This window comes from Polymorphospora rubra (genome assembly GCF_018324255.1).
GTDB lineage: Bacteria > Actinomycetota > Actinomycetes > Mycobacteriales > Micromonosporaceae > Polymorphospora > Polymorphospora rubra.
Map to the genome: position 1 here is coordinate 8,061,801 of NZ_AP023359.1, position 22,457 is coordinate 8,084,257.

The 22,457-nt window shown below is 72.6% G+C and carries 19 protein-coding genes and 1 pseudogene; 4 read left to right on the forward strand and 16 right to left on the reverse strand.

Going from position 1 to position 22,457, the window contains the following annotated elements:
* Positions 1 to 7: 7 nt before the first annotated feature.
* The 3 genes and pseudogenes from Prubr_RS35280 (at position 8) to Prubr_RS35290 (ending at position 4,901) form a co-directional block, all read left to right on the forward strand.
* Complete coding sequence (locus Prubr_RS35280) at positions 8 to 1,120, forward strand: ATP-binding protein (RefSeq protein WP_212819924.1); 1,113 nt, start codon at positions 8 to 10, stop codon at positions 1,118 to 1,120.
* Positions 1,117 to 4,043 (forward strand): annotated as a pseudogene (locus Prubr_RS35285) (DUF5682 family protein). The gene Prubr_RS35280 and the pseudogene Prubr_RS35285 overlap by 4 nt, the downstream one beginning before the upstream one ends.
* A 57-nt stretch (positions 4,044 to 4,100) precedes the next feature.
* A complete protein-coding gene (locus Prubr_RS35290) occupies positions 4,101 to 4,901 on the forward strand; it encodes a hypothetical protein (RefSeq protein ID WP_212819926.1) in 801 nt (266 codons plus the stop codon).
* 154 nt (positions 4,902 to 5,055) lie between these two features.
* Here Prubr_RS35290 and Prubr_RS35295 read toward each other — a convergent pair whose 3' ends face one another.
* From Prubr_RS35295 to Prubr_RS35320, 6 genes are all read right to left on the reverse strand, one after another.
* Positions 5,056 to 5,577 (reverse strand): hypothetical protein, encoded by a 522-nt coding sequence (locus tag Prubr_RS35295; protein WP_212819928.1) that lies wholly within the window; start codon positions 5,575 to 5,577, stop codon positions 5,056 to 5,058.
* A gap of 242 nt (positions 5,578 to 5,819) precedes the next feature.
* Complete coding sequence (locus tag Prubr_RS35300; RefSeq protein WP_212819930.1) at positions 5,820 to 6,500, reverse strand: hypothetical protein; 681 nt, start codon at positions 6,498 to 6,500, stop codon at positions 5,820 to 5,822.
* Positions 6,493 to 7,014, reverse strand: coding sequence for a sigma-70 family RNA polymerase sigma factor (locus Prubr_RS35305; RefSeq protein WP_212819932.1), 522 nt, complete (start codon positions 7,012 to 7,014; stop codon positions 6,493 to 6,495). Before Prubr_RS35305 ends, Prubr_RS35300 begins: the two co-directional genes overlap by 8 nt.
* Before the next feature lie 310 nt (positions 7,015 to 7,324).
* The gene (locus Prubr_RS35310) at positions 7,325 to 7,795 is read right to left on the reverse strand and encodes a YxiG-like protein (RefSeq protein WP_212819934.1); all 471 of its coding nucleotides are present in this window, start codon (positions 7,793 to 7,795) and stop codon (positions 7,325 to 7,327) included.
* A 14-nt stretch (positions 7,796 to 7,809) separates the two neighbouring features.
* On the reverse strand, positions 7,810 to 8,346 hold the full coding sequence (locus Prubr_RS35315; RefSeq protein ID WP_212819936.1) for a GNAT family N-acetyltransferase: 537 nt from the start codon (positions 8,344 to 8,346) through the stop codon (positions 7,810 to 7,812).
* 204 nt (positions 8,347 to 8,550) lie between these two features.
* The gene (locus tag Prubr_RS35320; protein WP_212819938.1) at positions 8,551 to 9,954 is read right to left on the reverse strand and encodes a glycoside hydrolase family 10 protein; all 1,404 of its coding nucleotides are present in this window, start codon (positions 9,952 to 9,954) and stop codon (positions 8,551 to 8,553) included.
* Positions 9,955 to 10,374: 420 nt separating this feature from the next.
* Between Prubr_RS35320 and Prubr_RS35325 the strand changes: the two genes are divergently transcribed.
* Positions 10,375 to 11,106 carry a bleomycin resistance protein gene (locus Prubr_RS35325; RefSeq protein WP_212819940.1) on the forward strand — a complete coding sequence of 244 codons (732 nt, stop codon included), beginning with the start codon at positions 10,375 to 10,377 and terminating at the stop codon, positions 11,104 to 11,106.
* Between the two features lie 54 nt (positions 11,107 to 11,160).
* On the opposite strand, the gene Prubr_RS35330 is transcribed toward Prubr_RS35325, so the two are convergent.
* The 10 genes from Prubr_RS35330 to Prubr_RS35375 all read right to left on the reverse strand — a co-directional run bounded on the left by Prubr_RS35330 (position 11,161) and on the right by Prubr_RS35375 (position 22,449).
* The gene (locus Prubr_RS35330; protein ID WP_212819942.1) at positions 11,161 to 12,618 is read right to left on the reverse strand and encodes a PepSY-associated TM helix domain-containing protein; all 1,458 of its coding nucleotides are present in this window, start codon (positions 12,616 to 12,618) and stop codon (positions 11,161 to 11,163) included.
* A 180-nt stretch (positions 12,619 to 12,798) separates the two neighbouring features.
* On the reverse strand, positions 12,799 to 14,055 hold the full coding sequence (locus Prubr_RS35335) for an enolase C-terminal domain-like protein (RefSeq protein WP_212819944.1): 1,257 nt from the start codon (positions 14,053 to 14,055) through the stop codon (positions 12,799 to 12,801).
* On the reverse strand, positions 14,052 to 14,855 hold the full coding sequence (locus tag Prubr_RS35340) for an NAD-dependent epimerase/dehydratase family protein (protein WP_212819946.1): 804 nt from the start codon (positions 14,853 to 14,855) through the stop codon (positions 14,052 to 14,054). The genes Prubr_RS35335 and Prubr_RS35340 overlap by 4 nt, the downstream gene beginning before the upstream one ends.
* Positions 14,856 to 14,878: 23 nt before the next feature.
* Positions 14,879 to 15,901, reverse strand: a complete 1,023-nt coding sequence (locus tag Prubr_RS35345; protein WP_246568106.1) for a hydroxyacid dehydrogenase — start codon at positions 15,899 to 15,901, stop codon at positions 14,879 to 14,881.
* Positions 15,898 to 17,025: a Gfo/Idh/MocA family protein gene (locus Prubr_RS35350; RefSeq protein WP_212819948.1), complete on the reverse strand. Its 1,128-nt coding sequence runs from the start codon at positions 17,023 to 17,025 to the stop codon at positions 15,898 to 15,900. The genes Prubr_RS35345 and Prubr_RS35350 overlap by 4 nt, the downstream gene beginning before the upstream one ends.
* Positions 17,022 to 17,735 carry a sugar phosphate isomerase/epimerase family protein gene (locus Prubr_RS35355; RefSeq protein WP_212819950.1) on the reverse strand — a complete coding sequence of 238 codons (714 nt, stop codon included), beginning with the start codon at positions 17,733 to 17,735 and terminating at the stop codon, positions 17,022 to 17,024. The genes Prubr_RS35350 and Prubr_RS35355 overlap by 4 nt, the downstream gene beginning before the upstream one ends.
* Before the next feature lie 44 nt (positions 17,736 to 17,779).
* Positions 17,780 to 18,502 (reverse strand): hypothetical protein, encoded by a 723-nt coding sequence (locus Prubr_RS35360; protein ID WP_212819952.1) that lies wholly within the window; start codon positions 18,500 to 18,502, stop codon positions 17,780 to 17,782.
* The gene (locus Prubr_RS35365) at positions 18,499 to 20,631 is read right to left on the reverse strand and encodes a glycoside hydrolase family 9 protein (RefSeq protein ID WP_212819954.1); all 2,133 of its coding nucleotides are present in this window, start codon (positions 20,629 to 20,631) and stop codon (positions 18,499 to 18,501) included. Before Prubr_RS35365 ends, Prubr_RS35360 begins: the two co-directional genes overlap by 4 nt.
* A 4-nt stretch (positions 20,632 to 20,635) precedes the next feature.
* Positions 20,636 to 21,574, reverse strand: a complete 939-nt coding sequence (locus tag Prubr_RS35370; RefSeq protein ID WP_212819956.1) for a carbohydrate ABC transporter permease — start codon at positions 21,572 to 21,574, stop codon at positions 20,636 to 20,638.
* Entirely contained in the window at positions 21,571 to 22,449 is an 879-nt protein-coding gene (locus tag Prubr_RS35375; RefSeq protein WP_212819958.1) for a carbohydrate ABC transporter permease, read from the reverse strand. The genes Prubr_RS35370 and Prubr_RS35375 overlap by 4 nt, the downstream gene beginning before the upstream one ends.
* Between the last annotated feature and the right edge of the window lie 8 nt (positions 22,450 to 22,457).

Genomic DNA, 22,457 nt, shown 5'->3' on the forward strand with positions numbered 1-22,457 from the left:
CCGCCACATGACCGAGATGCTGCGTGCCCCCGCCGAGGTCAAGTACGCCGACGAAATCGACTGGCTGGAGTCGGTCGACACCGACCCCAAGCCGTTCTCGTGGCGGCTCAGCCCGCGGATGGTCCGGCTGTTCGTCCTCGGCTCCGAGCGCGCCGACGGCCTCGACCGGGAGATCCCGCAGAAGTGGTTCGGCGACCGCAGCTTCGTCGAGCGGAGCATCGTGACCCTGGCGTCCGACCGCGGCCTGCTGCTGATCGGCGACCCCGGCACCGGCAAGAGCTGGCTCGCCGAACTGCTCGCCGCCGCCATCTGCCGCAACTCGACCCTGGTCGTGCAGGGCACCGCCGGGACGACCGAGGACCACATCAAGTACTCGTGGAACGTGTCGATGGTCATCGCCAAGGGACAGTCCCGGCAGTCGATGATCCCGTCGCCGATCATGACGGCGATGGAACAGGGGGTCGTCGGCCGGTTCGAGGAGCTGACCCGGTCCACCAGCGACGTGCAGGACGCGCTGATCTCAATCCTGTCGGAGAAGTACGTCTCGATCCCCGAACTGGACCACGACAACATCGTCTTCGCGAAGCCGGGCTTCTCCATCATCGCCACGGCGAACAGCCGGGACCGGGGCGTCAACGACCTCTCCTCGGCGCTCAAGCGGCGGTTCAACTTCGTCCGCATCCCGGTGGTGACGAACAAGCGCAGCGAGGCGGAGATCGTCCGGTTCCGTACCGAGGAGTTGCTGCGCCGGCACCGCATCGAGCTGGAGGTGCCGCCGACCCTGCTCGACATCCTGCTGGAGAGCTTCGCCGACCTGCGGGCCGCCGCGGCGTCGGCGACCAGCGACGACGAGAAGCTGGAGTCGGCGCTGTCCACCGCCGAGCAGATCGGTGTGCTGGAGGACGCCATCCTGCACAGCCAGTTCTTCGGCGACCGCACCCTGCGGGCCGGGACGCTGGCCGGGTCACTGATGGGGTCGCTGGCCCGGCGCAGCCCGGAGGACCTGGCGATCCTCAACAAGTACCTGCACGGTGTGGTCGAGCCGCGTGCCAAGCAGGACGGCGACACCTGGGGCGACTTCCTCGACGGCGGTCGTCAGGCGATCGCCGCGCTGTCGTGACCGCCCCCACCACGACCGGCGCGTTCGGCGCGCTGCGCCAGCAGCTCGCCGACGCGGCCGCCACGTTCGCCGACTCCCCGGACGCGCTGGCCGGCATCCTCGCCGGCATCGTCGACGACGTCGACCGGGCGCTCGCCGAGCCGTTGGAGATCTTCCCGGTCTGCCACCACTCGCCGTCCTCCGGGTTGGCGATGGTGCGCCGGCTGCGGGAGAAGCGGCCCCGGGTGATCTACCTGGAACTGTGCGAGGACCTCCAGCCGCTGCTCGGGGAGCTGCGCAACTGCCGCCTGCCGGTCGCGTTGCAGGCGTTCGCGTCGGAACTCGACGGGTTCCCGTCCGAGTGGGGCCCGCTGAGCGTGGTCGCGCCGGTCACCGAGGCGTCCGCCGAATACCAGGCGATCGCGTACGCGCTGGAGACGCCCGGCGTCGAACTGGTGCTGGTGGACCGCTCCACCGACCACGTCTTCCAGTGGCTGCCCCGGCCGCCGTCGGCCGCCGGTCCGCAGGCCGGGGAAACGCCGGCCGCGGGTGCGCCGGCTGCGGGTCCGCCGGCCGGGGGAACGCACGAGGTCGAGGGGAACGAGGACGGGGCCCTGCACGGCGACGCCGTCGGCGTGGAGATCGGCGACCTGCGGCCCGGCTTCGCCGACCTGGAGGCGTACCTGCTGCACCACGGCAGGGTGCGGCACTGGTCGGAGTGGTGGGACCAGTACGTCGAGCAACCGCTGGTCGACGCCGACCACGACACCTACCGGCAGGTGATGGTGCTGATCGGCAGCCTGTTCCGGCGGCTGCGGCCGGCCGGGTCGGCCCGGCTGGACCGCGACGAGGACCGGGAGCGCTACATGTGGACCCGGATGCGGGAGCACCTCGCCGCGTCCGGTGCCGACCCGGCCGACTGCCTGTACGTCTGCGGCGCCTTCCACGCCGCCAGCCGGGTCGAGCAGTTCGGGCTCGGCGCCGAAGCCCCGGCGTACGAGATCACCGGGCGGACCGGCACCCGCTGGCGGTACGGGCTGATCCCGTCCAGCTACTCCGCGATCGAGGCGCAGTTCGGGCTGGCGTCCGGCTCGGTGTCGGTCGCGGCGGCGACCTGGACCAAGGCGGTGACCCGGTCGCGGCTCACCCCGTTCCGGCTCGACGGTCAGCAGGGCGGCCAGCGTACGACCGCCCGGCGCGGCCGGACCGGCGCCGCGGCGGCCCCGCCCGTCGCGGGCCAGGGCAGAGCCGCCCCGCCCGCCGCGGGCCAGGGCAGAGCCGCCCCGGTCACCGACCGGCTCAGCGGCTTCCTCGCCGAACCGCCGCCGCTCGGCGGCCTCGACGAGGCGGAACTGCGCGGCTGGTGCGTCGACATCGTCCGGCTGGCCCGCCGCAACGGCTACCTGGCCAGCACCGCCGACGCGATCGCCGTCTTCGAGACGTCGATCCTGCTCGCCGGCCTGCGCGGCCGGGCCCGCCCGACGCCGTACGACTTCGCCGACGCCGCCGTCACCTGCATCGAGAAGGACGTCGTACCGGGCCGGCGGGACGTGCGCCGGCTCTGCGAGATCCTGCTCGGCGGCGACCGGATCGGTCAGGTCGGCTACGACGCCCTCCCGCCGCTGGCCCGCGACGTCGTCGACCGGCTCCGCCCGCTGGGCCTCGACCCGCAGAAGCGTACGGTCCAACGGGTCCTGCTGGACCTGCACGCCGACCCCGACCTCGCGCCCTGCTCGGACCTGCTGTGGATGCTCCGGCACCTGCTCCCGCCCGACGCGGTCCGCCCGATCATGGGTGAACGCCGGCTGGGGCACCGGTCGATCCAGGAGAGCTGGGACGTGGCACTGGGCCGCAACCAGCGGGCGCTGATCGAACTCGGATACGAGGGGGTGACCGTCGAGCAGGTGCTGGAGCAGCGTCTGCGCCGGGCCGTACGCGGTCCGGGCGCGACGGCCGCGGTCGCGCTGGCGGCGGTCGAGGACGCCATCCGGCTGCTCGACAGCCCCCGCCTGGTCGACGAACTCGGTGCCCGGGCGGTCGACCTGCTCGCCGCCGAACGCACCGTCGACGACGCCCCCGAGGTGCTGCGCCGGATCCGCCGGCTGCTCGCCCACCACCGCACCACCGGGTCGGCCCTGCCGGCGTGGTGCGAGTCGTTCGTGACCGTCGGCTACGCGCACTACTGCACGCTGCTGCCGACCGCGTTCGTCGACGAGCAGACCGGGGTCCGCCAGGTCGGCGCCATGCTGGGCTTCCTGTTCAGTATGGAGAGCCTGGCGCTGTCACTGGGCTGTGACCGGTCACAGCTCGAACTCGCGGTCGCGCAGTCACACCCGGAGGCACCGGCCAAGATCGCCCTGTTGTGGGCGGCCCGGCACCACCTGGGCCTGCTGCCGCTGGCCGAACTCCGCGAGCGGTGCGCCGACCTGCTCGGCAACCCGCTGGTGGTGCCGGCCTTCCCGCGTTACCTCGCCGGGTTCGTGCAGGCGCTCGAGCCGGTTCCGGGGCTCACGCCGTTCGTGGTCGAGGTGATGTCGTCGGCGTTCGCCCGGCTGCCCGACCCGGTGCTGCTGCCCTGGCTGCCGACGCTCATCACGACCCTGCGCGAGCAGGGTCCGGAACTGGTGCCGTTGCTGGTGCGGGAGGCGGGGCGTACGTTCCCCGGCAGCCTGCCGGCGCTGGACGCCTGGCTGCCGCCGTGGCTGGCGCCGACGCCGGTCCCGGTCGTGACGGATGCGGGGGCGACCGCCCCGGCGGGGCCGGTCACCGACCTGCTCGCCGACCACCCAGCGGCGGTGGACGCGGTCGCGGCGCTGCTCGGCTGCACCGGCGAATGGCGGCGGGACGCGGCCCCGCGGGCCCGAGCGCACCGGCCGCGCTGGCGACGCTGCTCGCCGACCACCCGGAGACGACCGTCGCGGTGGCCGGACTCCTCGCCGGTTGATCCATTGTGGCCGAACGGGCGGGTCCGGGCGCGCCGCCGGACCCGTACCGTCGCGGTATGGCCGTCGACGACGTGCGCCCGCCCCGGCCCGCGCAGGTGACCGTCGCGTTCTGGCTCCTGCTCGCCACCGCCGTCCTGCTTCTCGGCATCGTCGGGTTGACCGTCGCGGAGGCCGTCCGGTACGACGGGCAGATCGACCGGGCCGCCGCGCTGGTGCCCGACGCCGACCCGGTCGAGGTGGGCGACGAACGGACCGCCAACGTCGTCGGCGCGGTGCTCACCGGCGCACCGGCCCTGCTGTTGGCGGTCTTCCTCGCCGTCGCGGCAGTGCCGATGCTGGGGGGCAGCAACGTCGGGCGGATCCTCGTCTTCGTCGCCGGCGGCACGCAACTGCTGTGGTACGCGCTGCAGAGCTGCTCCGGCCTCCTGTTCCTGCCGATGCTGCTCCTGCCCGCCGACCCCGGGTTCCTCGAGGACGAGGCACCCGACGACGAGGTGCCCTGGGAGGACCTGCCCTGGGAGGAGTCGGAGTTCCTCGAGACGCTGTACGCCGAACCGGAGCCGTTCGCCGGCCTCTCCTTCCTCGCAACGGGGCTCGGCAGCGTGGTGGTGCTCGCCCTCACGGGTGCCGTGGTGCTGCTGCTGGCGCTGCCTCCCGCGCACCGCTGGTTCTTACCGCGCGCGGCCCAACAACCGCCACCGCCGCCGCCACCCGCCTGGCCGGTGTACCCCGGCGGTTACCCGATGCCGTACCTGGTTTGCCCCGATCCCTCGGCCCACTTCCGGCCGACCACGGACAAGCCGGCCGCCGCTGCCCCGCCCGGGAGCACGGGCCCACCAACGTCCACTTCGGACTAGGGGTGGACACCGCGGCGAGTTTTCAGGCGGGGTCGCCGACTCACAGTCGTTCCGGCCAGGCGTGGCCCGGCCCGGCGCACCGCCCCGGTCGAGACGGTGCGCCGGTGACGCCGGTGCCGGTGCGCCTCCGGAGGCCCGGCCGCGGCCGTACCCGTCAGAGGAGCAGGTAGCCGAGCAGTCCCTCGGGCCGCTGGCCCTCGCAGTTCGGATCGTTGGAGTCGAAGTGCTCCCCGTTGCTGCGGACGAGGCAGCGGTAGAACGCCCGGTTGGGTGCTGTCGGCGGGGCGCTGTACGCGTAACCGATCAGCCCGAGGCTCGGCCATCCCTCGCAGTCGAACTGCGGGGAGGTGAACCGGTCCTTGCCCTTCGTGCACTGGAAGAGCGGGTGGGTGCCGGCCTCCCACGTGGTGTGGATCTGCCCGAGGACGAACTCGGCCCCGTAGCCCCCACCGGGGTGGAAGACGGAGCTCATGTGGTCGTTTCTCAGCCACCAGTACCGGGTGAGCGGCGCAGTGTCGGCGAGCAGCAGGCGGTCCGGCGCGCCGGTGCCCGAACCGTCGTCGATGACGGCGCTCGGTTGCCCGACACCTCGCGCCTCTCCCATGGCCGTCGCCGGTGCCGCGACTCCTGTCGTCAAGACGGTCGCCGCGATCACCGACGCGACCAGTCCAGCCACACGTTTTCCTTGCCCCCAAAGAGAATTCATGTCTGCAAATTGTTCAGATCAATTTTATGACTGTCAATGCATTTGCATTCTCGCGACATTCGCCAATCGGGACTTTGGCGGAGTGTCCAGGATGAATGAGCGCGTTCACATTCTGGCTGCCGACGTCGAACGACACCACTTTCGACCGTACCGTTCGTCCTTTCTCGCCGGAATCGCACGGTCCGTCGGGAGTGGACAACCGGAGACCCGCCCTAGATGAATGTTGCGGCGGCGATGGACTCCAGGACCGACTGCCGTGCGTTGCCGTCCCCGCCGTACACGACGGCGTACCAGGTCCGGCCGGAGGGTGACCATGCTTCCAGGTATGTTGCCTGGGCGTTCGTATCGTCGCTGACGAGGGTCTTGGTGCCGTCTCTGACCGACTCTGGTCGCAGGTCGACGGGGCTTCCGGGGACGGCGGGCATATGCGCCGGGTTGCGGATGACCACGAGCCCCGACACCGGGCTACCTGCCGTCGCCGAGTACACGATCCGGTCACCGCCGCCCGGTACCCGGACCCCACGGGCGGGTTCGGCGCCCGGGGCGACCGTCAGATACGCCGGAATGCCGGCCAGCCATTCGGATCGGGGTGTGGGATGTCCGGGAACGTCGGGCGGTGCGCCGGTCGCCGCCGAGGCTGGCGGCGTCGATGCGGTCACCGGTGTGGAGTGCGTGGCGCCGGTCGTCAAGCCCGGCCCGCCGCCCAGACTGCCGACCACGCCCTGTGCCCCGATTCCGATACCGACGACCGCGATCGCCGCAGCCGCGGTTCCGGCCACCCGGGCGGTCCGCCGCCGGGCGTACACGTTGCGGAGCACGGCTGCGGCGCTGATCGGTGGGTCCGCGTCCTGCCGGCTGAGTTCGGCGCGCAGCATCTCGTCCAGATCACGCATGATGCAACTTCCCTTCGGCGGAATCGGTCGGCAGATCGTCGATCCTGATCTGTTCGCGGAGCGCGGCGAGGGCCCGGCTGCGCGACGCGCGGATGCTGGATGGCCGGCGGTGCAGTGCCTCCGCGATGGTCCTGTCGTCGGCGTCGTCGAGGTATGTCATGACCAGCACCGCACGCTGGATCGCCGGCAGGGTCATCAACGCATTCCGAACCAGGTCCTGGTTGTCGACGCGGCCGGTGTCCGACGGGCTCCATCGGGGGTCGATGACGGTACGCCCGGACAGCCGACGCCGTAGCTGACGCATCCGACCGGCGTGCAGTCGGGCCATCGCGGTCTTCGTGTACGCCACGGGGTCACCGTCCCGCCGTATCCTCGGCCAGGCCCGCCAGACCCGCAGCAGGGCATCCTGGATCAGATCCTGAGCATCCGGCGTGTTGCCCGTGAGGGCCCGCCCGTGCCTACTCAACACGGGCAACGCCGCAGTAACGAACGCCTCGAACTCCGTACGGTCCATCGTCACCCCCTCCCCCTATACGTCATCCGCCGCTGATCTGCTGCACCTCCCACGCTCCGATCAGGTGCCCCTGTTCCACCGGTCGCATCGGTGGACAGGGCACGGGCACGGCGCTGAACCTCGACAGGTCGAGACTCAGCGCCATGACCATCGGCCGGACCGGCCGCTTACATCGGACTGATCGGGGCAAGGAGGGAGTATCCAGACCAGGGCGATCAGCCCCACCATCGTTGAGCTGGTCTGCTGGGAAAGGCCACGATGTCATGTCCATCCGGCCCACCTTCGACGCAAGCGTGTGCCGGTTACCCCGTCACATTACGAATGGCGCATGTCCCACGGGTATCACGTCGACGACCAGGTCCGAGAAGACCAGCGAGATGTTGTGGCCGTTCGTCCCGATGGCCGCCTCGTGGAACGGCAGGTCGAGATCGCGCGACCACTGCCGGGCCTCGGCCGAGTCCGCGACGAGATCCATGCCCGGATACAGGGCCTGCCACCTGACGCCCCAACCGTAGCCGTCGAGGTCGCGGCCTCGCTCATGGTCCACGAGCCGGTCGTCGAGCGAATCCCTCCAGCCCTGGGGCGACAGGGCCGAGGTCGCGGAGGCCCGGACGCAGTGCGTGAACCGGTATCGCAGGTGCCTCGGCGGGATACCCGTACGGGGGTCCGTGGTGGCGTGGACGAAGACGTCGTAGTCACGCATGTGGTCGGCGTAACCGTGGAAGACCAGCGCCTGATCGAATACCTCGTCGAACGCGGCCTGGATCTCGGATCGGTCCATCAACGGATGATCGCTCACGCCGGGCGGCGATGGCGGGCGACCTCCAGCCGGAGCCAGACGTAGTTGGCGTCGTCCGGCCCGGGTCGGAACCCACCGTCGGGCCGCCAGCCGTGTCGGGCGTAGAACGCCCGCGCCCGCGTGTTCCGCTCCCAGACCTCGAGCAGACCTGCGGGAAGTGCGGCGTCTTCCAGGTATCGCACGAAGCTGGCGTGCAGGATGCCGCCGACGCCCCTTCCCCAACTGTCCGGGCGCACGTGGATCTGGTACAGCTGGCCCACCGTGCCGGGGTGCACCTCGGTCGACAGCGGCGGTCCCATGGCGGCGATTCCGACGATGTCGCCGTCGACGACGGCACACACCGCACGCTGGTCGGGTGACCGTACGGCCGCGGTCCATCCGGTCCGCCGGTCCCGCTCCGCCTCGGGATCCGCGGCGGCGTCAGGGGCGAGTCCGCCGGCCCGGTAATAGGCCGTCCGCGCCCTCGTGTGCACGTCGAGAATGCGGTCCAGGTCGACGAGGGTCGCCTCCCGTACCGAAACCGGTCCGTTCATACGCACCCACCTGTCGTATGTCGACGACCGCTTGCCGCTGCGCGACCGGGTCGGAGAACACGCCGGCTCCCGACCCTACCGTCCGGAGTTCAGTCGGGGCGCGTCGCACGGGCCGGCCGCAGGCCGTACCGCCCGCCGGTCGGGCGCTGTCCGGGCCGGCGTGGAGCGGACCGCTGGTCGCCCCACGCCGGCCCGGCGCACCGGTCAGCCGGCGGTGCAGGTCGGGTTCAGCCCGGTCCCGCTGCCGGTGCCCTGGAAGCCGAACTCGGTCGACTGTCCGGGGGCGACCCGGCCGTTGTAGGCCACGTTGGCGAACCGGACCGTGCCGGTGTTACCACTCGCCTGGGCGTTCCAGGTGTTGGTGACCGCCGCCCCGGACGGCAGGGTGAGGGTCACCGCCCACGAGTTCGTGCCCGACGAGCCGGCCGTGACCCGTACGGTGGCCACGAACCCGCCGTTCCACGAGTTGAGCGAGACCGACGCGGTGCAGCCGGCACCGCCCGGTGGCGGCGTGGTCGGCGGCGGCGTGGTCGTCGGTGGGGTCGTCGGCGGCGGGGTGCCGCCGTTGAGCGCGGCCAGCGTGGCGTCGTACGCGGGCTTCTTGTTGCCGTTGCCGTCGAAGAGCAGTGGGGTGCCGCTGGCCCGCCACGAGTCGGTGTCCCGGATGCCCCAGACGGTGATGCCGGTGCAGCGGGCGACCGCCAGGCAGTCGTTGACGACGTTGCGGTAGGTGTTGGCCTGGGTGGTGCCGGACCCCTCGATGTCGAGTTCGGTGATCTGTACGTCGACGCCGAGCGCGGCGAAGCTGGACAGCGTGGTCCGGTAGTTGCCCGGGTAGGGCGAGTTGGGGTTGAAGTGCGACTGCAGACCGACGCAGTCGATCGGCACGCCGCGCGTCTTGAAGTCGCGGACCAGGTTGTAGACCGCCTGGGTCTTGGCGTGGGTCCAGTCGTCGGTGTTGTAGTCGTTGTAGCAGAGCTTCGCCCCGGGGTCGGCGGCCCGCGCGGCCCGGAACGCGGCCTCGATCCAGTCGTTGCCGGTGCGCTGGAGGTTCGAGTCGCGGCGGGCGCCGCTGCTGCCGTCGGCGAACGCCTCGTTCACCACGTCCCAGGAGTGGATCTGTCCCCGGTAGTGGGTGGCGACCTGGGTGACGTGGTTGAGCATCGCGGCCCGCAGTGCGGTGCCCGACATGTTCTGCATCCAGCCCGGCTGCTGGGAGTGCCAGGCCAGGGTGTGGCCACGGACCTGCATGCCCCGGCCGCGGGCGTGGTTGACGATCCGGTCGGCGTTGGCGAACGTGAACACCCCCTGTTGCGGCTCCGTCGCGTCGATCTTCATCTCGTTCTCGGGGGTGACCGAGTTGAACTCCCGGTTCAGGATCGTCACGTAGGTGTTGTCGCTGAGCTTGTTGGCGGCCACGGCGGCGCCGAAGTAGCGCCCGCGCTCCGCGGCGGAGGCGCCCAGCGTCGTCGCGGCACTGGCGGAGGTCGTGACGACCAACGCCATGCCGGCGGCGAGGGCGCCGACGGCGGCGACCGTGGACACGACGCGTAGTCCGCGCCTGTTGACCGGGCGGCGCGCGCCGCCCCGTTCGGAGTTGCTGTGCATGAGCTGTCACCTCTCTGGCAACGATGTGGACGAGCGTCAGGTCCCGCCTGCGATGGGGACGGGAGCGCAGGAGGGCTGTGCCGATGGGTGGCCACCGCATGGTGGATCGCCGGATCGGGTGCCCGGAGGCACCGGCCGGATGTCACTCGCCGCGCGCGAACGGTTCGACCTGGACGGCCCGGGGTCACGGAATCGACGTGACTCAATCCAGATCGCCGAAAGACTAACCGAGAAATTCCGGTAGTTCAATCCACGCAGAAAGTGGATCAGGATTCGGGAGAGATAACGACACGCCAGGCAGGGCATATGTTCGGTGATTCATAGGCGACTGAAAACTTCCGGAAGTTTCGGAACGACGTTCGATACAACGGCAGACATCGGGGGCGGCCCAAATACTCCGGACGCCGTACGATGTTTCGCATGCGCAGCGAAACGGTCATCCCCTGCCTGCCCTGCCGCCACCTCGACGACGTCCTGCCGTTCTACCTGGCCCTCGGCTTCGACGTCACCTACCGCCAGGAGCGCCCCAACCCGTACGCCGCCGTCCGCCGCGGCGGGATCGAACTGCACTTCTTCGGCGTCCCGGAGTTCGATCCCGCCCAGTCCATGGGGAGCGTGATCGTGGTCGTGCCGGACACCGAGGCACTGCACGCGTCGTTCGCGGCCGGGCTGCGGGCCCGGTTCGGCAAGGTCCCGGTGTCCGGGATTCCACGAATGACCCGGCCCCGGCGGATGCAAGGCACCGCGGGCGGGTTCATGGTGGTCGACCCCGGCGGGAACTGGGTGCGGATCAGCCGGCACAAGGACGATGCCGACGAGCCGCACGTCTCGGAGGGCCGGCTGGCGCGGGTGGTGGCCGCAGCCGCCCGCCAGGCCGACTCCCACGGCGACGAGCACGCCGGGATCCGGATGCTGGAGACCGGCCTGGCCCGGCACGCCGACGCGCCGGCCGCCCAGCGGCTGCCCGCGCTGGTGTATCTGGCGGAGCTACGGATGCGAACCCATGACCACGACGGTGCGGCGGCGCTCCTGGCCGAGATCGAGGCCGTACGACTCAGCCCGGCCGAGCGCGACTCCCTCGCCAAGGACCTCGCCACCGCCACCGAACTGGCCGCCGACCTCCGCGGGCCGGCTCGCGACCCGCGTACCTGACAAGGTCCGCGCCGGCGACCTAACCCGACCGCACGCCGCCGGCCCGCCGGCGACCTAACCCGACCGCACGCCGCTGACGCGCCGGCGGCGCCACGCGGCGACGACCAGGTCGACCGCGATGAACGCGGCCAGCGGGATGCCGAACAGCGGCAGCGCCCAGCCGAGCAGGAAGACCACCGGGAGCCCGACGACGATCGCCCAGGTGGGCAACTGCCACCAGGCGCCCCGGGCGACAGGCGGGGCGCCGACGACCGCCCGGCGGTCGGCCCGGGTGGGCCGGCGCTGCCACCACATCCGGTAGCCCCAGAAGATCACGCAGATCAGCCCGACGGCGAGCGCGGCCAGCAGGATCTGGTTGACCGGGCCGAACAGCAGGCCCATGTGCGCGCTGATGCCCAGGCTGCTCAGCTTCGCCAGCAGCGGCCAGTCGGCGAAGTCGCTGCGGTCGACGACCGTGCCGGCGACCGGGTCGACGGCGACCCGGTCCAGGCGCACCGGCCACACGTTGTCGACCTCCGCCACCGTCCACGCCGACGAGGCGTCGGCGGGCGGGGTCACCTCGAGCGGGCCGGTCAGCCCGTCCGCGTGGGCGATCCGCAGCACCTGGTCGACTGCGGTCGGGTCGACCGGCGGCGCACCCGTCGGCGCGCCGCCGTGGTGTCCGCCGCCGGCGGCCGGCCCGCCCGCGCCGGTCAGGGCGGTGGACAGCGCCGGGGTACGGGCGTCGAGTGCGTCCAGCCCGGCGCCGAAGTTCGCGCCCGCGTACCGGGACCAGGTCAGTCCGGTCGCGGACAGGAACAGCAGACCGACCACCAGCCAGACGCCGGTGCTGGCGTGCCAGCCCCGGGTCCGGCGTACGCCCTTGCGGGCGGCCAGGTCCGGCAGCAGCATCCGGCGCGCCCTGCCCCGGGTACGGCGCTGGCGGCGCCACCACAGCGCCAGGCCGCCCAGCGCGACCACCCACAGCCAGCTCGCCGCCAGTTCCGAATAGTGCCGCCCGACCGCGCCCAGGTGCAGGTTGCGGTGCAGGTCGTCGATCCAGGTACGCACCGGCGTGTAGCCGAACCAGGTGGTCAGCTCACCCGTCACCTGCGCGGTGTACGGGTCGACGTAGACGCTGTGCTGGTTCTCCCCCAGCTCCGGCGCGGTGAACACGACCTGCGTGGTCGTTCCGTCCGCGCCCGGGGCCACGTAGGACAGGGCGCCGTCCGGATAGGCGGCCCGGGCGGCGGCGACCTGCTCCGACACCGGCAGCGCGGTCCGGCCCGCCGGCTCGGCCCGCAGTTCGGTGCCGTAGATGACCGTGTCCAGCTGCGGGGTGATCGTGTACGCCAGTCCGGTCACCGCCGCCAGCACCAGGAACGGGGCGACGAGCACGCCGGCGTAGAAGTGCAGCCGCAGCAGCAGCGGACCCAGCCCGTACGTTCGGCGACCGGCCCCGGACGTGGACGGCGCGGCGGGCGGCGGCGGTGCTTCGGCCGGCTCGGCGGCCCTGGCGGAGGTCAGGGACATGGGGTGCTCCGATCAGACTCGCGGCCGGTACGGAGACACCGGCGCCCGCTCAGTAGTCGCGGCGCGCCCGTAAGTAGTTCCGACCATCCCCGCGGATCGATGACCGGTCGCCCCGCCCGTGGCCGCCGGGCTACGTCTGCGGCACCGACCTGCCGCGGAGCCGGAACCTCTGACCGGTGCTCACGGGGGTTCGATGCCGCCGTCGGGGCGGCGTACCCGGGCGGACCAGCGCTCGTGCAGGTGCGGGACCGGCGGGAAGCGGTCCGCGGCCCGCTCGTCCAGGTCGACGCCCCACCCGGGGGCGTCGCTCGGGAACAGGTAGCCGGCGCGGACCTCGGGGGTGCCGGGGAACACCTCGTGGACGGCGTCGGGATACTCGTGCGCCTCCAGGATGCCGAACGCCGCGGTGGTCACGCTCAGGGCGATGTTCGCGGCGGCGCCGACCGGTGACACGTCGGCCGGGCCGTGCCAGGCGGTGCGTACGCCGGTGAGTTCGCAGAGCGCGACCAGCTTGCGGGCCGGGGTGACGCCGCCGATCGCGGACACGTGCAGCCGGAGCAGGTCGACCCCGCCGTCCCGCACCAGCCGGGCCGCCTCGGTCACCGACGAGAGCTGCTCCCCCGCCGCGACCGGTACCGGCGCGGCGGCGCGTACCTCGGGCAGCCGGGCGTAGTCCTCGGGCGCGACCGGGTCCTCGAGGAAGAACAGCCGGTACGGCTCCAGCGAGCGGGCGAGAACAACGGCCTGCTTGACGGTGAGCCGGCTGTGTACGTCGTGCAGCAGTTCCACCGACGGGTCCAACCGTTCGCGGGCGGCGGCGAACAGCGCCGGGGTGGTCCGCAGGTAGTGCTGTACGTCCCAGCCGTCCGGGTACGGGTGGCCGGGGTAGCCGCCGGGTGTGCCGGGGCTGCCGTAGGCGCCGAGGCCGGGTTGGCCGGTCTGCAGACGTACGTGGCCGTAGCCGCGGGCGACGATCGCCTCGGCCGCCGCCAGGGTCTCGTCGACGGTCGCGCCGCCGGCGTGCAGGTAGCACCGGGCCGCCGCCCGCTGCCGGCCGCCGAACAGTTCGTACACCGGCATCCCGGCCCGCTTGCCGGCGATGTCCCACAGCGCCATGTCCACACCGGACAGCGCGTTGTTGGTGACCGGCCCGGACCGCCAGTACGACGAGTAGTGGACCATCCGCAGGAGGTCCTCGATGTCGGCCGGGTGGCGGCCGACCAGCAGCGGGGCCACGTGCTGCTCGATGGTGGCGGCGACGGCGGCGTACCGCTGGGTGAAGGTGGCGCAGCCGAGGCCGTGCAGGCCGGGTTCGTTGGTGTCGACCCGGACCACCACGAGCGGCGGCCCGCCGGGCGCGGTGACGATCGCCCGCACGGCGGTGATCCGTAGCCCGTCGCGCGCCGGCCACGGCGCCCGCGTCTCGTCGAGGGTCACCGGGCCACCTCCAGCGGGTCGGCACCGTCCGGTGTGGCCGCCGGGTCGGCGGGACGCCGGAAGCAGGGGTGGCGCGGGCCGTCGGGGTCGACGTCGGCCGCGTACACCTCGGCGTCGTCGCGTGGCGCGTAGCCGAGCTGCCGGTTGCTGTCCGCCGTACGCCACAGCGAGCGGGTGTTCGCCGACGAGATCAGGTGTACGCCGTACCGCTGGCCGGTGGTGAGCGCGGCGCGGAACGCCCGGACCAGGTCGTCCGGGCTGACCCAGATCCGCAGCGACAGCTCGTCGGCGGGTCGCTCGGCGAAGTCGCCGATCCGCAGGCAGGTCACGGAGAGGCCGTCGACGTCGGCGTGGTGCCGGCCGAGCGCCTCGCCGAACACCTTGGTCACGCCGTAGCGGCAGCAGGGCCTCGGTGGCCAGGTGGCGTCGACGCCGGGCGTACGGTCCCGGTCGTGGCCGCCGCTCGCGTGGTGCGAACTGGCGAAGACGACCGACCGGGCACCGGTGCGGACGGCGGTCTCGTACACCGCCCGGACGCCGGCGATGTTGGGTCCGTGGAGCCGGTCCCACGGCGCCTTCGGGTCGGCGTCGGCCGCCAGGTGGACGATGCTGTCGACGCCGTCGGCCGCGGCCGCGAGGCTGTCGGCGTCGGCCACGTCGCCGTGGGTCCACTCTTCGCCGGCGAGCCGGTGCGCGGGCGCCACGGTGTCGTGGCAGCGCACGGTGTGCCGCCCGGCGAACGCGTGGCGCAGCAGGGTGCCGATCCGTCCGGCGGCGCCGGTGACGAGGATGGTGGACAACGACGGAACTCCTTCGTGGATGGTCAGGCGATCCGGGCGAGGTCGCCGTGGTGGACCCGGTGCCGCAACGCCTCGCCGCGCACGTACCGGCCGATCTCGTCGACGGTGAGCTCGCCGATGCGCCGGGTCTCGCCGCCCATCGCGCCGGCCAGGTGCGGGGTCAGCAGGACGTTCGGCAGCCGGTGGAGCGGTGAGTCGGCCGGCAGCGGCTCGGGGTCGGTCACGTCGAGGACGGCCCGCAACCGCCCGCCGATGCATTCACGGGTCAGGGCCGCGGTGTCGACGAGGCTGCCCCGGGCGGTGTTGACCACCGTCGCCCCGTCGGGCAGCAGGGCCAGCCGCCGCGCGTCGAGCAGGTGCCGGGTCGCCGGCAGCGCCGGGGCGTGCAGGGTCACCACGTCGGCGGCGGCGAGCAGGGTCTCCAGGTCGACGAGTTCGGCGCCGTACGCGGCGGCGTCCGCCGGGTCGGCGTACGGGTCGGCGACCAACGCCCGCAGGTCGAACGGGCGCAGCAGGTCCAGCAGCCGCCGCCCGGTGCGGGACAGCCCGACGACCCCGACCGTCCGCCGGTGGTTGCCGGGGACCGGCAGTTCGCCGTACACGCCGGGGTCGCCGGGGCGGTCGCGTTGCCGGGCGGCGTACTCCGGCACCCGTTTGCCGGCGAAGAGGATCGCCGCGAGGGTGTATTCGGCGACCGGTACGGCGTTGGCCGCGGCCCCGGACGTGACGACGAGGTCGCGGGTCCACGCCCCGGACGGCAGGACCCCCTTCACGCTGCCGCCGGCGTGGAAGACCGCCCGCAGCCGGGGCGCGGCGGCCAGGTCGGCCTCGGTGACCGGCGGGCAGCCCCAGCCGGTGACCAGGACCTCGGCGTCGGCGAGCCGGGCCCGGGCCGGGGCGGTGTCGAGCCGGGTCAGGTGCCGGGGCCGGCCGGTGGCGAGCAGGGTGTCGAGCCGGGCCAGCAACTCGTCGTCGAAGAGCCGGTCGAAGACGGCGTCGTCGCCGTACAGGACCGCCGCCGGCCGGACCGGGACCGGTCCGGTCACCCCGGGCTCCGGCCGACCACCATCGTCGCCACCGTCGGATCCCAGCCGGACGGCAGCGGCGCGGCCGGGGTGAAGCTGCTCTTCACGGTGACGAACCCGCCGGTGTCGGCGGCCTCGGCGATCGACATCATCAGGTCGAGCACGTGCAGCGCCTGCTCGCCGGAGGCCCGGTGCGGGCGGTCGAGCCGGATGGCCTGGGCCATCTCCACGACGCCGATGCCCCGGCCCGACCGGGGGCCGGGAACCGGTACCGGCACCCAGTCGTCGTCCGTCGCCCGGCGCAGGCGGGGCTGCCCGTCGTAGCCGTTCGGGTCGGGCAGTGCCAGGGTCGCGGTGGTGCCGGTGATCTCCAGGAAGCCGGCGCGGGACAGCGGCGAGTCGAAGCTGAACACCAGCGTCGCCACCTGGCCGGCGACGAACTCGACGAGTGCGGTGACGTGGGTGGGCACCTCGACCGGGAAGCTGGTCCCGGCACGCGGGCCGGCGCCGATGGTCCGGTGCGGGAACGCCCGCCGGCCGGCGGCCGCGACCCGGCTGGCCGGCCCGAACGCCGAGGCGAGCGCGGTCAGGTAGTACGGGCCGAGGTCGAACAGCGGGCCGGCGCCGCGCTGGTAGAGGAACTCCGGTGACTCGTGCCACGACTCCGGTCCGGGGCCCTGCATGAGCAGCAGCGCGGTCTGCGGGGTGCCGACGGCCCCCTCGACGAGCATGGCCAGCGCCGCCTGCGTGCCTGCGGTGAGGAACGTGTCGGGCGCGCCGCCGACCCGTACCCCGCCGTCGGCCGCCGCGGCGAGCAGCCGGCCGCCGGACTCGCGGTCCATGGACAGCGGCTTCTCGTTGTAGACGTGCCGGCCGGCGGCGATCGCCGCGCCGGCGACGGCGTCGTGCGCGGCCGGGATGGTGAGGTTGACGACGAGTTCGACGTCGGGGTGGTGCAGCGCGGTCGGCACGTCGGTGGCGTGCGGCACCCCGTACCGGGCGGCGACGGCGCCGGCCCGGTCGAGGTCGAGGTCGGCGCAGGCGACGACCCGCAGGTCCGGGGACGTGGTCAGGGTGGGCAGGTACTGGTGGCTGACGGTGCCGCAGCCGACGACGGCGACACCCACCGGTCCGTATCCGGTCATCGTGGTGCTCCCTGCTCCAGTGCGGTCAGGTATCGGTGGCTCTCCTCGATCGCGTCGAGGACGTCGGTCGCGCAGCGGTCGAGTTCGACGATCCGCCGGGCCGCCGGTGCGGCGGCGAGCGCGGCGGCGACCGGGACGACCCCGGCGCCGACGGCGGTCATCGGTCCGGCCTCGGTCGCCGGTCCGTCCTTGACGTGCAGGTAGCGGACCCGGTCGCCGAGCCGGCGCAGCAGTTCCGGTACGTCGGCGCCGCCGGTCGCGGCCCAGTAGATGTCGACCTCGAGCAGCACCTCGGGGGCGAGCAGGTCGGCGAGGACCTCCAGGGCCGGCCGGCCGCCGATCCGGGAGGCCAGTTCCCAGTGGTGGTTGTGGTATCCGAGCCGCAGTCCGTGGTCGGCGGCGCGGGTGGCGGCGGCGTTGAGGTCGCGGGCGGTCGCCTCGACCCCGGCCCGGTCGGCGAACCGCTGCGGGGGCGCCATGGGCTGGATGACGGTGTCGGTGCCGAGCACGGCCGCGCCGGCGAGGACCGCGTCGCGGTCCGGTCCGAGTACGTCGCCGTGGGTGGCGCAGACGGCCAGCCCGAGCGGGTCGAGCGCGGCCCGTAGCCCGTGCGGGTCGACGTGGGTGTCGAACGGCTCCACGGCCCGGTATCCGGCGTCGGCGAGCCGGCGCAGGGTGCCCGGCCGGTCGGCGGCGAGCGGTTCCCGCACGCTGTAGAGCTGGACGGCGAGGGGGTCATGGTTTCCCTTCGGGGTCAGCCGACCGTCGGGCCGGTCCAGGTGGTCGTCTTCACCGGGTTGGTCGTGGTGTCGGTGGTGCGGAAGTAGTAGGAGTGCCGGCCGGCCGCCAGTCGGGTGGTGAACCGGTACGCGGCACCGTCGGTGTAGGTGGTGTCGGCCGGGTCGACCGGCGCCATCACGTGGATCACGCCGTCGATGACGACGTCGACGGTGAACGGGGCCTGGTTGTTGGCGTCGGTGTAGGTGGTGGTGAAGGTGAACTCGGTGCTGGTGCCGCCGGTGGTCGCACTGACCGCGCTCGCGGTGAGCGTGGGTGCGGTCCCGCCGGGGCGGTTCACCGCGGTGATGTCGTCGACCAGCAGTTGGCCCGGTTGCCCGCCGGCCTGGTTGAGCCAGATGACCGGGTGGATCCGGGTCTTGTCGAGGCCGGCGAGCGCGTCGAGGTCGAACTCGTAGGTGGTCCAGGTTCCGGGGACCGCGACGAAGCCGGCGGTCAGCTGGAAGTTGCGGGTGCCGTCGTTGATGTCGAACCGCATCCGCGCGTCCGGGGAGCCTGGATTACGCATGGTCATCGACAGATAACGATATCCGGAGAGGTCGACGGTGTCGTGCCACGGCTCGAACTTGGCGCGGGACTGCGCCGAGTTGGGGTTCTGGCTGAACCGTCCGACGCTGCGCCCGTCGTCGGTGGTGCGGGCGTAGGTGCCGGTGCCGGCGTGCTCGTTGTACCAGTTCACCCAGTGCTGCCCGGTGCCGCCGAAGGTGCCGGCGCCGCCGAAGTCGTCGTAGCGCAGCGGGTTGCCGGGGCCGGCAGCGGTGGCGCCACCGTGTAGTGGGCGGAGCTGTACGTGACCCGACCGGCCGCGTCGGTGGCCCGTACGTCGACCCGCCGCGTGGTGTACGGAGCGAACCCGTCGACGCTGAACGTGCCCCGGTACGCCCCGTCGGTCGACGTCATCGGCTTCCAGGTGCCGTCGGCGTTGTGCCGTACGCCGGTGACCGGCCCCTCGCCCTGCGCGAGGACGGTGACCGAGCCGGTGACGAAGTCGCCGATGACCGGGGTGGTGACCGGCATCCGGGTCGGGACCGGGCCGCCGGTGGTGGGCTCGCCGTTCAGCGCCGCCAGCCCCGTCACGGTGTAGAGCAGGCCGGCCTGGATGCTGATGCTGTATTCGTTGTAGCGCCACTGGCTGGTGTCGTCCTGCCACAGGGGACGGTCGGCGTACCAGGGGCTGACGCTGCGCCGGTCGCGGGTGTCGTGGGCGTTCGGGCCGCTGACCATGGCGCCCGGGATCACGACGCCGGGACTGGTCCGCGAGTACGCCTCCTCGTCGAGGCGGGTGTGCAGGTAGTCGACGTGGTCGGCGCCGATGCCGGAGACCCAGCTGATGTTCCACGGGTTGGCCCCGAAGATCCAGTACGTCCCCTTGAGAACCGCCCGGAGCACGGCCGGATCGCCGAACAGCTCGTAGTAGCGGACCATGTCACCGAGGTAGGAGGCGTGCGGCTCGTTGACGCCGAAGTTCTTGAACTGGTTGAGCACGCCGTACGGGGTGTCGTCGGTCGACGAGAGGAAGAACTGCGCCTGCTGGCGCAGCAGCGCCTGGATCCGCGTCCGGGTGGCCGCGTCGGCGACCGGATAGAACTCGGCCATCGAGATCGGCCGCAGGTCCCAGTAGTTGGTGGCGCGCAGGTCGTCGAAGGTCAGCGTGGCGATCTTCGCGGCGGCGGCGGTGGCGTACCCCGCCTCCCCGGTGAGCAGGTGGAGCTGCACCTCGGCCCAGAGCATCGCGTTGGGGATGCCGCCGACGGTGACGTACGTGCCCTCGGGTCCGTCCGGGTTCGCCGCCGCGTACCCGTACGTGGTCAGCGCCGCGGCCCGGGCGGTGTCGGCGAACGCGGCGAGATCGGTGGCGGCGGCGCCGGTGACGTGGCCGGCGGCGACCGCGTGCCGGATGGCGCGGGCGGTGGCGGCCAGGGTGCCGGCGGCCTTGGCGGAGCCGCCGACGCTGAGGTCGGTCAGCACCCGGTCGTCGGCGGTGCCGGGGACGTTGTCGGTGAGCTTCTCCGGGTGGACGAAGCCGCCCCGGTTGCGGATGTTGTAGAGCGCGCCACCGAGCTGGTCGGCGAACTTCACCAGGTATTCGCTGCCCCAGCGGGCCTCGTCGATCAGGTCCGGGATGCCGTTGCCGTCCCGGTCCTGGCGCACCTGCGCGGCGTCGGCGTGCCGCAGGTAGGCCAGGGCGATCTCGCCGCCGACCCACTGGTTTCCGCCGTACTTGCCGTAGTCGCCGGCGTCGTACCAGCCGCCGGTGAGGTCGTACCTGGTGCCGTCCTCGGCGCGGGCGTCGTCGAGGTGACCGGCGGCGTGGAAGACCTTCGCCGACGGGGCGACGCTGCTGTAGCCGGCCGGGTACGCGTCGGCGGTCGCCACGCTGGCCCGCTGGATGCGGTAGAACGCGGTCATCTCGTCGGTGTAACCGGTCCAGATGTTGGCGGCGATCGGGAACGGGTGCGACGAGATCCCGTTGCTGGTGACGGTGACCTGCGTGCCGGCTGTGGTGACCGCCGAGAGGTCGGCGCTGTAGACGCGCCGGTCCCACGTGACGCCCTCGTCGACGAGGGTGCCGCCGCCGACGACCGCGCCGCCGGACAGCACCTCGAAGGTGGGGTCGGCGAGCGTGCCGGTGGCCAGCACGTACGCGGTCTTGTAGGCGCCGGCGCTGTAGCCGGCCTGGCTGACCACCACCTCGGTGACGGTGCCGGCGGCGACCGCCCGGCCCGGCGGGGCGAGGGTCAGGGTGAGCAGGGCGGCGGCGAGGACGACCAGTGCTCGCCGCGGGTGGGTTCGGGTCGCTCGGTTCATCGGTTTACCCCTTCAGTCCGCCGAAGCCGGCACCGCGCACGATGTGTCGTTGGAAGACGAGGAAGATCAGGACGGGTGGCAGGGTCGCCAGGAAGAGCCCGGCCATCAGCAGCGACTCCTCGCTGACCTGCGCCAGGCGGGGAAGGACGGCGGCGATCGGCTGCTTCGTGACGTCGGGCAGCACGAGCATCGGCCAGAGGAAGTCCTTCCAGGAACTCATCAGCGCCAGCAGCCCGACGACGGCGAGGATCGGCCGGGACATCGGCAGCACGATCCGCCAGAACACCGTCCACGGCCCGCCGCCGTCGACCTCGGCGGCCTCGAACAGCTCCCGCGGGATGCCGTCGAAGAACCGGCGCATCAGCAGCACGTTGAAGGCGTGCGCGCCGGCCGGCAGCCAGACCGCCCACGGGGTGTTGAGCAGGCTGACGCCGAGCAGCGGCAGCTCCAGCACGGTCAGGTACTGCGCCACGAGGGAGACCGAGGCCGGGATGAACAGGGTCGCCAGGATCGCCGCGTACAGGAACTTCCCGTAGCGGGGACGCAGCACCGAGAAGCCGTACCCGAGGGTGGTGGCGACGACGAGCTGGACCAGGCAGGAGCCGGCGACCAGGACGACGGTGTTGAACAGGGCCAGCCCGAGGTCCAGGCTGGTCCACGCCTGCGGGATGTTGTCCCAGCTCGGCTGCCCGGGCCACGGACGCAGCGGCTCGCGCAGGATCTCCTGGGTCGGCGAGATCGCCGCCTTGGCCAGCCACAGGATCGGTCCGGCGCCGGCGACGAACGTGGCGATCAGCAGCAGGACCTGGGTGGGCACGAAGGCCGCCCGGGTCGCCGGCCGCCGCCGGTCGGCCTCGGACAGGACGGTACGGGCGGCGGCCTCGTCCGGTCGGCGCCCGGTCGGTCGGCGCTTGGTCGGTCGGCGTTGCGCAAGCAGGGTCATGTGGTGCTCCAGGCTCGGGTGGCCCGCAGGTAGGCGGCGGAGAGCAGGCTCAGCACCACGGCGAGCAGGACGCTGACCGCCGCCGCGGCGCCGTAGTCGCCGTAGACGAACGCGTAGCGGAAGATCAGCAGCAGGACGGTGACGGTGGAGTCCTCCGGACCGCCGTCGGTCATCACGAACGGCTCGGTGAAGACCTGCATCCCGCCGATCACCTGCAACAGCAGCAGGATCAGGATGACGCCGCGCATCTGCGGCAGCGTGACGTGCCAGAACCGGCGCAGGACCGACGCACCGTCGACCTCGGCGGCGTCGTACAGCTCGGGCGAGACTCCGGTCAGCGCGGCGAGGTAGATCAGGATCGCGCTGCCGGCGCCGGCCCAGGTCGCCTCGAGCACCAGGCTGGGCATCGCCCACGTGCTCGACTGCAACCACGGGTACGGGCCGAGCCCGACCAGTCCGAGGAGCGTGTTGAACAACCCGTCGGCCGGGTCGTAGAACCACTTCCACAGCAGCACCGCCACCACCGGGGGTACGGCGACCGGCAGGTAGACCAGGAGCCGGTAGAGGCCGCCGAAGCGGCGTACCTCGGCGATGGCGGTCGCCACCAGCAGCGGCAGCGGGAAGCCGATGAGCAGGGAGAGCGCCACGAACCACAGCGTGTTGCGGGCGCTGGTGGCAAGGAGCGGGTCGGCCAGGACGCGGCTGAAGTTCTCCAGCCCGACCCATCGGGCGGGGTCGACCAGGTTGGTGTCCTGGAGGCTCAGCAGGACGCTGCGCAGGATCGGCCACCAGCCGAAGTAGGCGAAGACGGCCGCCCCGGGCAGGAAGAACAGCAGGGTCTGCGCTGCCCGGGACGGGTTGTGGCGTCGGCTCACGGCGCAGG

What these genes read in the sequence shown, in the direction of transcription:
- Prubr_RS35370 (WP_212819956.1), bottom strand. Translation starts at nt 21,574, where the DNA reads ATGACCCTGCTTGCGCAACGCCGACCGACCAAGCGCCGACCGACCGGG.
- Prubr_RS35305 (WP_212819932.1), bottom strand. Translation starts at nt 7,014, where the DNA reads ATGGACCGTACGGAGTTCGAGGCGTTCGTTACTGCGGCGTTGCCCGTG.
- Prubr_RS35350 (WP_212819948.1), bottom strand. Translation starts at nt 17,025, where the DNA reads ATGACCGGATACGGACCGGTGGGTGTCGCCGTCGTCGGCTGCGGCACC.
- Prubr_RS35365 (WP_212819954.1), bottom strand. Translation starts at nt 20,631, where the DNA reads ATGAACCGAGCGACCCGAACCCACCCGCGGCGAGCACTGGTCGTCCTC.
- Prubr_RS35300 (WP_212819930.1), bottom strand. Translation starts at nt 6,500, where the DNA reads ATGCGTGATCTGGACGAGATGCTGCGCGCCGAACTCAGCCGGCAGGAC.
- Prubr_RS35315 (WP_212819936.1), bottom strand. Translation starts at nt 8,346, where the DNA reads ATGAACGGACCGGTTTCGGTACGGGAGGCGACCCTCGTCGACCTGGAC.
- Prubr_RS35325 (WP_212819940.1), top strand. Translation starts at nt 10,375, where the DNA reads ATGCGCAGCGAAACGGTCATCCCCTGCCTGCCCTGCCGCCACCTCGAC.
- Prubr_RS35320 (WP_212819938.1), bottom strand. Translation starts at nt 9,954, where the DNA reads ATGCACAGCAACTCCGAACGGGGCGGCGCGCGCCGCCCGGTCAACAGG.
- Prubr_RS35330 (WP_212819942.1), bottom strand. Translation starts at nt 12,618, where the DNA reads ATGTCCCTGACCTCCGCCAGGGCCGCCGAGCCGGCCGAAGCACCGCCG.
- Prubr_RS35310 (WP_212819934.1), bottom strand. Translation starts at nt 7,795, where the DNA reads ATGGACCGATCCGAGATCCAGGCCGCGTTCGACGAGGTATTCGATCAG.
- Prubr_RS35290 (WP_212819926.1), top strand. Translation starts at nt 4,101, where the DNA reads ATGGCCGTCGACGACGTGCGCCCGCCCCGGCCCGCGCAGGTGACCGTC.
- Prubr_RS35280 (WP_212819924.1), top strand. Translation starts at nt 8, where the DNA reads ATGACCGAGATGCTGCGTGCCCCCGCCGAGGTCAAGTACGCCGACGAA.